Genomic DNA, 14,645 nt, shown 5'->3' with positions numbered 1-14,645 from the left:
GCAAACTTGGGCTAAAAATCGATGTGAGGAATCTTATGGACTTACAGGTTAAGTGAACCCATAAGATTGCCACAGCTACATTGAAGCATAACCTTACCGTTGCGGCAAAGTTATGGGCAAAGTCACAGATATCTAGGTGTTAATTTTGATACAACCCAATATTTAGAAAAAGTTCTTACCGATCGAAGTAGCGGCGTAGATATGCCCGCAGCGGTTTTGTTAGAAACTATTCAAGGAGAAGGTGGAATTAATCTAGCCAGTTTTTCTTGGTTATGCTCTCTCGAACAAGTGTGTCGCCAGCATGATATCTTATTAATTGTTGACGATATCCAGGTGGGATGCGGACGAACGGGAACGTTTTTTAGTTTTGAAGAAGCAGGTATTTCGCCTGATATCATCACTCTATCGAAATCGTTGAGTGGTTTTGGTCTTCCCTTAGCAATGGTATTGATGAAGCCGGAATTAGATCGGTGGAAACCAGGTCAACATAATGGCACATTTCGCGGTAATAATCTAGCGTTTATAACGGCAAAAGCAGCATTAGAAAATTATTGGCAAGATGACTTGTTTTCAGATTCACTCAAACCCAAGAGCAATTTCCTTCGCACTCGGTTAGAAAAAATAATTTATAATAACGGAGGAGAAGAACTTGTTTCTGTGCGAGGGCGCGGAATGATTCAGGGGATCGAATGTAAAACAGGTGAATTAGCCAGTAAAATCCTGAAAAAATGCTTTAAAAATGGTATGATTATCGAAGCTTGTGGCTCCCAAGACGAGGTGATTAAATGTCTCGCCCCTTTAACGATTTCTCAAGAGGAACTAGAAAACGGAATCACTATCCTAGAAGAGAGCATCAGAGAAGTATTGGGCAATACATAACCTAACAAATCATTCATTATGATTGTTTAAAACATTGAATCAACGCCAACCAAACCTAATTTTAATCAAAAAAGCAAGGAGAGAAAAATATGCCATTGACAAAACAGATTTATACTTCCCGAATGATTGCTGAAACTTCCATTCAGGAACGCCAAGAACCAATTATATACAGTGAAAATACTCCCCCAGTTGCGTTAGATCAAAATCAAATCGACTTTTATCAAGATAAAGGCTTCCTTTTTATCGAAAACTTTTTTAGTCCCGATGAGGTAAAACAGTTTAATCTTGAAACTAAACGACTACTTGACTCCAAAGAAATTACAGATTCAGATTATACCTTTACTGAAGTTGGAACAGATATCGTGCGGTCTATTTTTTCGATGCAAAACTTCAGCCAGATATTTGACTATTTATCCAGAGATCAACGCATCCTCGATATCGTCCATTATTTGTTAGGCGATCGAGTTTACATTCACCAGTCTCGAATTAATTTCAAACCAGGTTTTTCAGGTAGTGGTTTTTATTGGCATTCTGATTTTGAAACTTGGCATATTGAAGATGGAATGCCAAATATGCGGGCATTAAGCGCCATGATTTCGCTAACAGAAAACACAGAATATAACGGCCCCCTGATGGTAATACCTGGTTCCCATAAACAATTTGTTGGTTGTGCTGGAGAAACCCCAAAAGATCATTATAAAGAATCATTGAAAGAACAAAGATATGGCTTACCTGATGAAGCCTCTCTTACTCAGCTTGTTGAAGCAGGAGGACTCGTAACAATCAAAAGTTCTCCGGGTTCAATAGTCTTCTTTGATTGCAATCTTATTCACGGATCGAATAACAACATATCTCCCCATTCCCGCGTCAATATATTCTTTGTCTATAACTCCGTACAGAATACATTACAAGAAACCGTTGGCGGCCTTAAACCCAGACCAGAGTTTGTGGCTGCACGAAAAAATATCGCCCCTCTCGAACCAATTTCCCCGAATCATCAGTAAACTAGAATCTTTTTTTATGAGTTTAACCCCTGCATTTCCCACAAATTCTTGGTTTAACAAACAACGAAGTGCCGTCGCTCTGGAATGGGTACTATTGTTACCAAAATATAATCTGCTTTATGTAGAAACACCTAAAGCAGCTTGCACAAAAATTAGAACTTTGTTGATATTACTTAACCGAGGCAATGACGATCCAGAGTTGGCTGAATTTCTGAAAAAAACTAAGCCATCTCCTTATTACCATTGGGAGTTTGGGATTACAGATAATTACAATTTGAGTAAGACAGAACTATTCAAGGTATTTCAAGAATCCCAATATTTCAAGTTTACTTTTGTGAGGAATCCCTATGACAAACTGGTTTCAGCTTATGCGAATAAAATCATGGCATCTCCTTCCCAAAATAGTTATTATCAGCGAGTCGCCAAACAAATTAAGGCTGAAATAAATTGGAATCCTTCAATAAAATCTTCTTTGTTTTTAAAGGAATTAAACCAAAAAATTGACATTATTTTTCCCAAAACAAGGAAGACAAAATCTATTGAAAGACCCAAAGACTCATTGCAAGTAAAATCTGATAATTTAGATTATGATTATGACTTAATTGCAAATAGAATCAAGCAATTTTACGGAAAAGAGCCGCCCATAAGCCCTCTCAGTCAAATTGCCACTAAACTCAAAGTATGGCTACTTGAGTATCCTGATATAGACTCAATAGACTTAAATCAGACCCCTGTTTCTTTCGAGGAATTTATTAAGTTTATCTGTAATCAAAATGTGGAAAATTTAGATGAGCATTGGCAACCCCAAACTTTTTATATGGGTTACGAATTTGCCAATTATGATTTTGTGGGGCGAGTAGAAAATTTCGATCAAGATATCCAGTATGTATTTAATCAAGTCAAAGCCCCAGAATTTCTATACCGCCATATTAAAGGTAAAATGAACGTTACCCAAAAACCAGAAACAATATTTTGGACAGATGAATTGGCAGAGATGGTTTATGAAAAATACCAGTCTGATTTTGAAACCTTTGGCTACGAAAAAGAATCCTATGAATTTCTGAATTTTAAATAAATTGAATCGCTCCGATCCAACGACGGACATAGGATATCATAATTTTTGATTATTACAACAAAGGAAACCTGAGATGGTAGCTAACCCAAGTCAAAATAAGTTGAAAGTAGAATCCCTGCTTACTCCTTTATCTGAGGATATTGAATACCAAAAGCAGGTGCGTATTGGCCTAATTGCTATCTCCACAGACCCGACAATAGAGCCTGACTTTCGGAAAATGCTGAACACTGACGAAGTGGAGTTTTTTGTAAGTCGTGTCCTCTATGAAAATTCTGATTCTCCTGAAAAATATTGGGCAATTGCTGAAAGGCTAACTGAAGCAACTGCTCTGCTTACAGATATTCCCTTGGATGTAATTGCTTACGGTTGCACATCTGCAACCGTAGAAGTTGGTGTAGAAAAAACGTTTGAGCGCATTTGGGCTGCTCGACCAGGGATTCCCTGTTCTACACCAATTACAGCAGCTTGCAAGGGATTTAAGGAGCTAGGCGTGAACAAAATTGCGCTCTTGACTCCCTACCCAGACGAGGTTACTTATTCAATGTCGAAATACTTAGAATTAGAAGGTATTTCAGTTGTGAAAATGGCTAGTTTTAAACGAGGTACTGACTGGGAAAAGTCCAAGATATCTCCATCGACTATTTGCGATGTAGCTTTGGAAATTGCTGGGGGAGATGCAGAAGGTATTTTCATCTCTTGTACAGCACTCAGGGCTACGGATGCGATTGAGGAAATCGAGTTGCGACTTGGCAAACCTGTTATTAGCAGTAATCAAGCACTCCTTTGGGAATCCCTACGATTGGTGGGATACAAAAAACCTATTTTGGGGTATGGTTATCTGATGCGGAAATAATTAGCATTATTAGCTTTAGTTCCAAGAATTTTCTAGGATAAATGAACGTAGGTTCCCTGGTTTAATTTTTCAATAGCAAGTGCTTTAATTTCTGGTGGAGCTAAACGAAATGTCCCCATTTCAGGAATTTCTCTGGCAATTTCTGATTGCCTTAAGCCTTGAATAGTTCCCCTCGCAACCCGGTGCAATGCTTCTACCAGTAACTCCCCGCATAAAACGTTGAGTTCTGCTGATAAGTGTTGATAGGATTTCCCCCGTTTTAGAAATAGCTTTCTGCGTTCGATAATTGGGCCAGTATCGACACCTTGATCTATAAAGTGAACCGTACATCCTTGGGGCAAATCGTGGATAATTGCCCAAATATAAGGGTTATTTCCTTTTACATCTGGCAGATAACCTGGATGGACATTAATAATTCCCAGGTTGGGAATGTCCAACATATATGGTTTGAGAATGCGGGTATCTCCTAAAACTATTAAATCTGGGTTAATCTCCTTCAATATACTGACACATTCTTCATCATTATGATTGGCAACATGATAGCATTTAATATCATATTCACCCACTAATTCTTTTAACGACAAAGGTAAAGGGACTTCCGAAGAAATTTTATTTAACTCCGCCATTAAGCTTGCTTTGCCATCAACCGCCAAAGCTGATTTTTCTTCAATAATTGCCGAGGGAATATAACCTGCATCGATCAGGCAACTTAGCATATAGTTGCCTCTTGGGTGTTCCTGCAAATTGAAATAAACAAAATTGAGTTTCATTTTGACTCTTGAGGGTAACTAAATTGAAAAAATAATTCAGGATTTGATTTCCTCAGCTTCCAAGGGATAAGAGCCATCTTCATCATGTATTTCTTTACCGTGCAGTGGTGGATTAAAAACACAAATTATCCGCATTTGAGTTTTGGCCCGCATAATATGTTTATCATGTTGATCCAAAGCATACAAAGTGCCAGGAGTTATAGAATAAATTTTCCCATCTTCCAAGGATTCCAGTTCTCCCTCTCCTTCTATGCAGAATACTGCTTCCAAATGGTTGCTATACCACATTTTGGTTTCTGTGTTCGCATACATGATCGTGACATGAAAAGAGAAACCCATACCGTCTGCTTTTAACAGTAGGCGGGTACTCTCCCAGGTTTCGCTGACGACTCGGCGTTCAGTTTGTAAGGCTTCCTCAAGGCTTCGTATGATCATCTTTAAAGTTTTACCTCGGCTTTTTTTGCTTATGGGTGAATTTGATGTTTCACATTGTCTGAATGTAAATTATATCTATAATTTACATCTTTTTAGTCTAGTTATAAAATATTATGGTATATAACAATATCTTAATATAGGACTTCCGCAGGCTCGTAACGCCGCCATCTTGGCGGTTCCTTTACCGCCCAGAGGGCGGCGTTACGGGTGTTTTACGTAAGTCCTGTTATAGTACATAAATATACTAAAATGGCAAATTACAACAAACTTGAAAAGCCCATGACCGATCAACTTAAATTACCAGATCAATATCTGTCCGAGCCAGAGTTATCCCAAACTTCAAAATTGATGGCGATAGTGGCTCTATTGATAGCGAATATTGGCATTGCTTTTGCCCCTATTTTCATTGTCTTGAGTGAAAAAGAACTCAGTCCAACCGCCACTATATTTAATCGTCTTTGGATCGGGGCTGTAGTTTTGGGACTGTGGAAAATAATACAAATTATAGCCAGCAAATTTTCTGACAAACCAATTGAAGAACCAAAAGCTTATGACAAAAAAGATGTAGTTTTATTGCTAGTAGTAGGAATCGCTTTTCCTCTGGGTCAAATTACTTGGGCTTGGTCGCTTATTCAAACCAGTGCGGCTATCTCTGCTCTACTGCACGATCTGAGTCCCCTGTTTACAAGTTTGGCAGTATGGTTATTATTTGGTCAACGCTTTGATAGCAAGTTTATTATAGGTATGTTCATCGCTATAGGCGGAGGAATTGCGATTGGATTACAAGATGCACAAATTGCCACTAGCCAATTAGAAGGTGATGCAGCGGCTTTACTATCTGCGGTTTTCTATGGCACGTACCTAATCGGATTAGAACAACTCCGAAGCAAATTTTCTAATACAAATAGTATTCTTTTAATTAGCGCGATCAGTTCTTTGTTGCCTTTAATTTTTGCCATTTTCGCTGGAGATAGACTTGTTCCCTATTCTTTGTCAGGGTGGCTTTCTGTAATTGCTCTTGCCGTAGTCTGTCAAGTTATAGGTCAAGGATTAACAAGCTATAGTATCAAAAGGTTGTCATCAGGATTTGTTGCCTTATTCTCTTTGTTAATTCCAGTGCTCACGGCATTTTTAGCTGAAATATTTTTTGAACAAACATTGAATTTCTCTACATGGTTGGCTTTTGGGGTAGTTCTATTTGGTCTGTATTTAGGTATATCCAGCAAATCTGCTGTTAAAAGCGAAGCCCTTGACTAACGAGACTTAAACAAATTTTATAGCCGAAGGAAGAAGGAAGAAGGAAGAAGGAAGAAGGAAAATGCAATTACTGTAAGGGTTTCAGTAATTAAGAATGTCTTAACCACCTTGGCGGTTGCTATAACACGACACTATCCTGGGAAATACGCTATTCTGTTGCCAGCATTTCAGTATAGGCGGCGTAGACGGCTTTAACGTTATACCAATTCAGAAATATGCGGGCAATTTCTAAGGCTAATTGGGATTTTCCTTGATTAATTAGCCATTGCAAAAAACTGGCCATTGTGCGTTCGTTTAAAGTTCCACCCAAGGATAGAATACCCCAAAGTATGAGGTGTAACCAGGTCATTTGAATCATCATTTTCACTTCCCAAGTGGGATGTTTTTGATAAAATAAAACTCCCATTCTTCCCCGTTGAATTTCTCTATCGATCATCCCAGGAATTTGGTCTAAGGCAAAAGGTGGATGCCAATGATAACCTACAGCAGCGGGACATTTAATCAGTTTTAAGCCTAATTTTTTCAGCCGAACACCTAATTCTAAATCTTCCCATCCGTAAAGTTGAAAGCGGGTATCAAATAAGCCGGCTTCTATTAGCCAATGACGGGCAATTGCGACATTTCCGGTCGCAAAATAAGCGGCGGAAAAATCTGTGATTTTGTAGGGTTCAGCAGTAGGATGGTCAAAGTTGCAGGTATTAATTACGCTACCGTAAGTAAAGAGGCGATCGCTTTCTTTATAGCCTGTAGTTAAGGCTTCTGCATGAGCTTGTAAAAAATCTTTGGTGACAACTAGATCGCTATCAATAAAAATGATGGTATCACCTTGAGCCTGTTCAACGCCCAAATTTCTAGCTGCTGCTGGGCCTTGATGACTTTGGGAAAGCGATCGCACATGAGGTAACTTGTCTGCATTAGCCGCCAACCACTCCAGCGTACCATCCGTAGAACCATCATCCACTACGATCGCCTCATAGCCGCTGACAATATCCCCGAAATCCTGGGATTCTAAGGCTAAAAGACACTTCTGCAAAATCGGTTTACGGTTATACGTCGGAATCACTACACTGAAAAACACGGCTTCCCCCATGACGACATACATCTCCAGTATCCTATCCGCAGTCACCCCGAACAAGCAAATATTGGTAACAAGGATAAATCTGTGCGATCGCTAACAAGATGTGGCTGAAATTAGGTGCATAATAAAACGTCTGTTATTTTCAGGACATAAATACCAATGGGTCGTGCTACCAAAGTTGTACTAGCATATTCTGGCGGAGTCGATACCTCCGTCTGCATTCCCTACCTCAAAAACGAGTGGGGTGTCGAAGAAGTCATCACTCTGGCGGCGGATTTGGGACAAGGAGACGAATTAGAACCCATCCGCAAAAAAGCCTTAGCATCAGGCGCGTCTGAATCCCTCGTGATCGATGGAACAGAGAGTTTTGTCAAAGATTGTGCCTTTCCTGCGATTCAAGCTAACGCCCTTTATGAGAATCGCTATCCCCTCTCCACAGCCCTCGCCCGTCCGCTAATTGCTAAGATGTTGGTAGATGCTGCGGAAAAATATGGTGCGGATGCGATCGCGCACGGTTGTACCGGTAAAGGCAACGATCAGGTACGATTTGACGTATCCATCGGCGCACTCAATCCTAACATCAAAATTCTAGCACCAGCGCGGGAATGGAAGATGAGCCGCGAGGAAACCATCGCTTACGGCGAAAAATTTGGCATTCCTTCCCCTGTGAAAAAATCTTCACCTTATAGCCTCGATCGTAACTTATTAGGGATGGCGATCGAAGCCGGAATTCTCGAAGATCCTTGGGAAGAACCGCCGGAAGATATTTATTTAATGACGAAGGCGATCGCAGATACACCTAACGAACCCGAATATATTGAAATCGGATTTGAAAAAGGCATTCCTGTCACTCTTAACAGTAAAGCTGTCTCGCCAGTTGCGTTAATTCAACAATTAAATCAAATTGTTGGTAATCACGGTGTCGGCCGCATTGACATGGTAGAAAATCGCCTCATTGGAATTAAATCTCGCGAAATTTACGAAACACCAGCGCTTTCTGTTTTAATTCAAGCACACCGAGATTTAGAGAGTTTGACCTTAACCGCAGATGTCACTCATTATAAGCGTGGGATTGAAGAAACCTACAGCCAAATCATTTATAATGGTCAGTGGTATAGCCCTCTAAAAGCTGCTTTAGATGCTTTTGTTTTGAATACGCAAGAACGAGTAACTGGTGTGGTTCGCGTTAAACTTTTTAAGGGTAATGCCACAGTTGTCGGACGCAAATCTGAGAATTCTCTCTATAGTTTCGACTTAGCAACTTACGGATCGGATGACAATTTCGATCATAAGGCGGCTGAAGGCTTTATCTATGTTTGGGGATTACCTACTCGCGTTTGGTCGCAGAAGGGTAGAAGCTAAATTGTAGCATAAACTAGCCAGGGAATTAACTCCCTGGCTAGTAGTAAAAAGAAGAGGATAGAGTTTTAACCCTTGACGGATATGACTTTAAAAATAATGAAGAACTTTCTCAAAGGATATTTGGTTAGTTTATTTAATCCTCAACTTGCACCTACAGCATTGAAAGTTGCCTTATTTATTGGTACAATTCTATTGATAATTAATCACGGTTATGCTTTGTTTCGAGGACAAATGACCAGCGATCGCTGGATATCTGTGTTGCTGACTTATTGTATGCCTTACTTAGTTAATATACACGGTCAATATATCAGTAACTCAAGGAAAAAATGAGATGCACCTTAAATCCTTTAGCTACTAATTGTGGTTCTTCCGTACTTAGTATGCTAATTTATTGAGTTCAAAGCTCAAAATGCTTGCGTACCATCCTATAAGGATTTCGAGAGCCATTTTCACTTTTATCAAACAAAAATTGCCTTTAATCAATGCTATACATGGCTTTTAGCGGTTTTGACTGATACTTTAGCATACTAAGTACGGAAGAACCGCTTTTTACGAGTAATCCACCAAGCTAACCATCCCAAGCCTCCACCGAATAAGCAACTAACTGTAATGGCAATAATAAAGGGATGCGGCCAAAGTAGAGGATGTTGGGGAGAGGGGAAATCCCAAGGTTTTTCGATCAACTCGTAGCTGCTGGCTAAGATGCCGGCAAAGCCAATTCCTACACCAATACCAGTACCAACTGCTTGAATCGTATTTTCCAATTCGCGATCGCTTTCTGCTTGATCGATTTCCACTAAGCCGCGTATACTAGCAATAGCTTGATCTAGTAATTGAGAACCAGGTTTAGAGTAGTTTAAATCAGCTTGAATTTGCAGTTGAAAGGTTTGGCTTTCTCGTTCCGCAAAGCGACTAAATAAATCAAGGCGATCGCTAGTTTCAACTTGCAGACGTTTCAGGATGAGTTGGTAATTTCTGATATGAATATTGATGGTATTTAAAGTATCTTCAAGATTACGGAGTTTTAAAGTATATTTGGGAACAGTTTTTAAGATATCTTTGAGTTGATTTTTTAATACCTCCAAATCTAAAGACTCTGGTAATTTTGATTTGCTTTCAATTTCTTCTAAGATTAATTTATCAAGTTCATCGGCATATTTTCTACTTTTTTGAAAAACATTAGTGATTTTATGATAGTATAAAAACAGTTCGGGCAAGTCCAAATATATTTCCTGAATTTGTTTAGAAGTGGACTCGGCAAAATAGAAAACCACAAGATAGCGAGTTTGCGATATTTTAGGTTGGCTAAATTCTAAAATATAACTATCTAAAAATTTATCAGATTGATAAAAATCAGGACAAAAACCAAGTAATTGCTTTAGCAAATCTTCGGCATTAGTTCTTAATTCTTCGGCTTTATTTGGTTTGGATTGAGACAAAAAAGCAGTAATTAGTAAAGTTTGTCCAATAAAATGCGGATCTTTTGCGAGAGTCAAGCATTGATTTGGGTTGAATTTGGCAACTTCACTTAATTTTACGCTATCAAAACCTTCAGCTTGCGGACGATAAACATTAATTAATAAGGCGTAGCTATCGCTAAGTTTTTGGGGATACACCAATAGCCGATATAACGGTTTAGGCTGAATTTGATTTTGGTTTTTCTCTTGACTTGAAAGCAAAAAATATTCTCGCATACCTTGTTTGCGGCTATCTAGTAAATCGTAGTTGTCTGACTTAGGAAAATCTTGGCGAAGTTCAGGGAATGACTCAGGAAAATTAAGCTTTGAACTAAAATTATCTTTTAGTAATTTTTCATACTTGTGCTTAAAATTCTGGGGAGGTTCGTTAATTAGTTCTGTCAAATCTAAATATGAGCCAGATTGCAGCGTAAAGGCAAACAAGCTAACATTTAAGGCGTAATAAACAGGTTCAGATTCATTGGACATCGCGATTAATTTTCTGGATTGTTTTGTGAATTATTGTTTTCATTGTCCCGAATTATTTTTTGTATTTTATCCCGATTCCGAATAATATCGGCCTCGTTATCCGGGGGTGCAGAGGGGATATCTGGGTGGTCTTCATCAACCATATCGCAACGAAGTTTTTGCCAATTACTCGTATTTAGGGCATCCTTTATTTTAGGATATTTGTTACACCAGCGTAGAATTTCCTTAGCAATTTTATCCGGTGTATTAACATCATCTAAAGCTCGATCGAGTTGAGTTAAATCTTGCCAAGTGGTAGCATCAAGTAGATCGCTATTTTCCTTTGCTTGTTCAGTTTGCAGCAAGGTGAGGAAATCGAGAATTTTTTTAGGAGAATCAAATAAAGGTTCCATTTTTCTAAGTTGTTACTGTTGAATTTGATTTGGAATTGTATCATAAGATGTTCTGTAGGGGCGGGTTCGCCGAGATATTTCATAAGTATCGACAAATCTTATAAACCCGCCCCGCCCCCACTACAATCTATTGAAACTGGGTTAACAGCCAAGCACAAACTTGACTTTGAGGAGTAGTGCGAGTTTGACTTAAAGCCAATTCTAGCACAGACAAATTTAAACCGGGTAAAACATGGGATTCTCTAATCCGATGACTTCCTTGCAAATCGATGGCAAAAGCTAAAATTTGGGCGGTATTGACATCAACTATCCAGTATTCTTTGACTTGTAAATCTTCGTACAAAAGGCGTTTTTCTCCCTTGTCGTCAGAAATAGAACTTCTAGCGATTTCAATTACTAAATCTGGAGGTGGAAAATTGTCTAAATTAATGATACCTGTTCCCCAACCAATAACTTGGGCATTATTACCAATATAGCAGGAAAAATCGGGTTGACATTCTTGAATTTGCGGATGGCGATAGGTACAGTTATCTTTGCCATTCAGGATAATTCCTTTGAGGCTGGCATAGAGACAAACGGCAAAAATGATAATACTATGGTCGCTAGCGTGTTCGTTGGTGACGGGTGACATTTCGAGTCGGAATCTACCTTTATAATAATAGGTTTTTGCTGTCGCACAGTCAAGACTATCGGCAGTTTGGAGATAATCATACCAGGTGGCTGTCACCCAGGTATTTGTTGGGATTTGGGTTAGGGAAGTAGTCATAATTTATAAGCCAATAGCACAAAAAGCAGCCCAGTAGTGAGGTTCGGCAAAGGGTTCGGTATTGGAGAATTTGTCCAAGAGTATTAGTTCGATTTGATCGCGTTGATTTTCAGCCATTTTTACCTCCTTTTGCAACCAGGTTAAAAAGTCCTCCAGTGTCACACTTTTTAGCCATTTTTGAGCCGATTGGAGGGCAATAGCAACGCTGGCTTTTCCCGGTAATTCTTGATAAAACCGAATCATCAGAAAAGCGGTAGAAAAATCACTGACAGACCATAAACTACTGACCACATTACCAGCCCCGGCATAGAGAAAACCACTAGCTAAACCGATATATTCATCAGTGACAACTCTACTGACTAATCCAGTTTCGCAGGCAGAGAGACTGACTAGGCGACACAAAGGTAAATTGAGACTAGCGAAAATTTCCTTGAGTGTCAAACATTGAGTCTCAATCCGAAAGCGACGACCATCGCGTAAAGTCAGATAGCGGTTTTGATTTTCTTCCCCTTCCCTTGCTGGCGGTTCGGGTAAATTTAAAGGAATTTGCGGTAAATCTCCAGCTAAAACTAATGCCGAATCTAGTGGATTAAGGGAGTTGAAACTGCCATGACAAGAGAAATGGGCGTAGTAGGAATCACTTAATTTTTTGAGAGTTGCTTCGGAGTTAAAGGCAATTTTAGTCGCTTCGCGGCGCTTCAAAATGTGGGCGTGAGGGTTGAAGGGGCGGGAAATCTCTTCAACTTCAATTTCAGTGTAGCGCAGGTCTTCTGTAGGATTTTGGATGGCGAATAAGGGGAAAATATCATTGATTGGCGGGCGTTGCCGTTGATGCAAACGTTCGAGAAATTGGCTGCTGGGGGCGTATTGGATGCCGTTGGTGTAGAGGTCTAGCAAATACCCGGTTTTGGTTTCGCCGTTTGGCAAGTTTCGGGTTGCTGATAAGGCGTGAAGCGGTAATAGGTGTAAGTCGCGGTGGGGGATGAGGATCAGTTTTTCGATGGTTGGTGGCAATTGGGCAAGAATTTGGTTGAGATGCAGAGATGCGGCTAGGGTGATGAGACGTTGGCTGAGGGCATTCCCCCAGGTAGATTTGTTGTAGTCGCTGAGGTAGGTGGCGATGTCGGTGTCGAGTTGTTGGCGGTTTTCGGGGGTAAAGGCGAGGTGTTGAATGCGATCGGTGACGATGAAGGCATGAAAACCAGATTCAGGGTTTGGCGGAAAATACCACTCGATGAGGGCAGTTTCGCTGTCGAGGAATTGGGTAAAGTCGGGGAGTTGGGGAATGACTCGTTGGGTGAGAGTGAAGTCGGGGTCATTAATCTCTATCAACAGTTCCGTGAGTTGCTGTTGCCGGGTTTTTAGTTCGGCTTCGAGGCTGGATGTGGCTGTTTGCGGGCGTTCTGGGGTGGAAATACTGCGGCTTTGGCTGGTGTTGGTGTTGGTGTCGGTTTCCGCTGGGGGTTCGTGGCTGTCGAGTTGTTGTTCGAGGGAGGCAATTTGGCTGCGGAGTTGGCGGAGGCGTTGTTTTTGGTCGTCGGTGGCGTTTTTGGGGTAGAGGTTGGCGTTGTCGAGGAGTTCGATGAGGGTGCGAGATTTGCTGCGTTCGACGGTGAGGAGGGCGGTTTCGTAGCGTTCGAGGTGGATGCTGGCAAGTACCATTTTCTCGTAAATGGGTAAGGCATCTTCGAGGATTTGGCGCTTGCTGCGTTGGGATGTTGACCAGTCGCGGCTTTGTTCGACGGCAGTGATGGCGTTTTCATAAAAGTCGATGGCTAAGTCCCATTGCTGTTTATCAAAAACTGCATCACCTTGTTTTTGATAAATCTGGGCTGTAGCCTGAGAATATTCAATTGCCTTACTGATGTTGCTGATCTTATCTCCAAAACCTCGTTCAGGATAATATTTAGCCAGAGATTCTAGGGTTTTTGCTCTTTGGTCAAGAAAACTGTCACTAGAATATACTTTCAGTGCTGATTCTGAACAAGCTATAGCTTGTTCAATATTATTTCCTTTGACACCTGCAATTCTCTTATAATAAGCAAGTGATAAATTAGTTTGAACTTGTGCCCAATATTCGGGAAAATCCTCACGGGTGTAAACTGTTAATACCATTTGATAACAAGCGAGCACTTTTTCGATATTCTCAGCTTTGTCTCCCCTGATTCTGTCACTGTAGGCAGTTGCCAGATTATTTTGCGTCATTGCCCAATCTTGGGGAAAAGCTTGGCGGGTGCGAACTTCTAAGGCAGCAGTGTAAGATGCGATCGCACTTTCGATATTCTCAGCTTTCTCTCCCCTGATTCTGTCCCAGTAGGCAGCCGCCAGATTATTTTGCGTCATTGCCCAATCTTGGGGAAAAGCTTGGCGGGTGCGAACTTCTAAGGCAGCAGTGTAAGATGCGATCGCACTTTCGATATTCTCTGCTTTCTCTCCCCTGATTCTGTCACTGTAGGCAATTGCCAGATTATTTTGCGTCATTGCCCAATCTTGGGGAAAAGCTTCGCGGGTGTAAACTGCTAAGGCAGCAGTGTAAGATGCGATCGCACTTTCGATATTCTCTGCTTTCTCTCCCCTGATTCTGTTTCTGTAGGCATTTCCCAGATTATTTTGCGTCATTGCCCATTCTTGGGGAAAAGCTTCGCGGGTGTAAACTGCTAAGGCAGCAGTGTAAGATGCGATCGCACTTTCGATATTCTCAGCTTTCTCTCCCCTGATTCTGTTTCTGTAGGCATTTCCCAGATTATTTTGCGTCATTGCCCATTCTTGGGGAAAAGCTTCGCGGGTGTAAACTGCTAAGGCAGCAGTGTAAGATGCGATCGCACTTT

14 protein-coding genes are annotated in these 14,645 nt (G+C 40.6%); 7 read left to right on the top strand and 7 right to left on the bottom strand.

The features are described 5' to 3' along the window. Positions 1-99: 99 nt before the first annotated feature. The 4 genes from PY364_RS00880 (at position 100) to PY364_RS00865 (ending at position 3,811) form a co-directional block, all read left to right on the top strand. Positions 100-879: an aminotransferase class III-fold pyridoxal phosphate-dependent enzyme gene (locus PY364_RS00880; RefSeq protein ID WP_275519593.1), complete on the top strand. Its 780-nt coding sequence runs from the start codon at positions 100-102 to the stop codon at positions 877-879. Between the two features lie 89 nt (positions 880-968). Continuing rightward, positions 969-1,883: an ectoine hydroxylase gene (thpD, locus tag PY364_RS00875; protein ID WP_275519591.1), complete on the top strand. Its 915-nt coding sequence runs from the start codon at positions 969-971 to the stop codon at positions 1,881-1,883. A gap of 16 nt (positions 1,884-1,899) precedes the next feature. Further along, complete coding sequence (locus PY364_RS00870) at positions 1,900-2,958, top strand: sulfotransferase family 2 domain-containing protein (protein WP_275519589.1); 1,059 nt, start codon at positions 1,900-1,902, stop codon at positions 2,956-2,958. A gap of 73 nt (positions 2,959-3,031) precedes the next feature. Further along, entirely contained in the window at positions 3,032-3,811 is a 780-nt protein-coding gene (locus PY364_RS00865) for a hypothetical protein (RefSeq protein WP_275519587.1), read from the top strand. A gap of 32 nt (positions 3,812-3,843) precedes the next feature. Here the strand turns inward: PY364_RS00865 and PY364_RS00860 are convergent, their stop codons facing one another. Both PY364_RS00860 and PY364_RS00855 read right to left on the bottom strand, forming a co-directional pair. Then, positions 3,844-4,581: a formyltransferase family protein gene (locus tag PY364_RS00860; RefSeq protein WP_275519585.1), complete on the bottom strand. Its 738-nt coding sequence runs from the start codon at positions 4,579-4,581 to the stop codon at positions 3,844-3,846. Between the two features lie 36 nt (positions 4,582-4,617). Further along, a complete protein-coding gene (locus PY364_RS00855) occupies positions 4,618-5,016 on the bottom strand; it encodes an ectoine synthase (protein WP_275519583.1) in 399 nt (132 codons plus the stop codon). A 279-nt stretch (positions 5,017-5,295) separates the two neighbouring features. Between PY364_RS00855 and PY364_RS00850 the strand changes: the two genes are divergently transcribed. Continuing rightward, positions 5,296-6,273 carry a DMT family transporter gene (locus PY364_RS00850; RefSeq protein WP_275519581.1) on the top strand — a complete coding sequence of 326 codons (978 nt, stop codon included), beginning with the start codon at positions 5,296-5,298 and terminating at the stop codon, positions 6,271-6,273. A 148-nt stretch (positions 6,274-6,421) separates the two neighbouring features. On the opposite strand, the gene PY364_RS00845 is transcribed toward PY364_RS00850, so the two are convergent. After that, positions 6,422-7,351, bottom strand: coding sequence for a glycosyltransferase family 2 protein (locus tag PY364_RS00845; RefSeq protein ID WP_275519595.1), 930 nt, complete (start codon positions 7,349-7,351; stop codon positions 6,422-6,424). 159 nt (positions 7,352-7,510) lie between these two features. On the opposite strand from PY364_RS00845, the gene PY364_RS00840 reads away from it, so the two are divergent. Then, positions 7,511-8,713, top strand: coding sequence for an argininosuccinate synthase (locus PY364_RS00840; protein WP_275519579.1), 1,203 nt, complete (start codon positions 7,511-7,513; stop codon positions 8,711-8,713). An 81-nt stretch (positions 8,714-8,794) separates the two neighbouring features. Continuing rightward, a complete protein-coding gene (gene nrtS, locus PY364_RS00835) occupies positions 8,795-9,043 on the top strand; it encodes a nitrate/nitrite transporter NrtS (protein WP_275519577.1) in 249 nt (82 codons plus the stop codon). Positions 9,044-9,240: 197 nt separating this feature from the next. On the opposite strand, the gene PY364_RS00830 is transcribed toward nrtS, so the two are convergent. The 4 genes from PY364_RS00830 to PY364_RS00815 form a co-directional block, all read right to left on the bottom strand. Next, on the bottom strand, positions 9,241-10,659 hold the full coding sequence (locus PY364_RS00830; protein ID WP_275519575.1) for a hypothetical protein: 1,419 nt from the start codon (positions 10,657-10,659) through the stop codon (positions 9,241-9,243). A gap of 5 nt (positions 10,660-10,664) precedes the next feature. Next, entirely contained in the window at positions 10,665-11,051 is a 387-nt protein-coding gene (locus tag PY364_RS00825; protein ID WP_275519573.1) for a hypothetical protein, read from the bottom strand. Between the two features lie 127 nt (positions 11,052-11,178). After that, complete coding sequence (locus tag PY364_RS00820; RefSeq protein ID WP_275519571.1) at positions 11,179-11,817, bottom strand: Uma2 family endonuclease; 639 nt, start codon at positions 11,815-11,817, stop codon at positions 11,179-11,181. A gap of 3 nt (positions 11,818-11,820) precedes the next feature. Beyond that, a partial coding sequence (locus PY364_RS00815) for a CHAT domain-containing protein (RefSeq protein WP_275519568.1) occupies positions 11,821-14,645 on the bottom strand: 2,825 nt, incomplete at its 5' end.

The organism is Kamptonema sp. UHCC 0994 (assembly GCF_029167235.1).
In the GTDB taxonomy this organism is placed as follows: Bacteria; Cyanobacteriota; Cyanobacteriia; order Cyanobacteriales; family Microcoleaceae; genus Kamptonema.
This window is presented reverse-complemented; position numbering and strand designations above follow the sequence as displayed.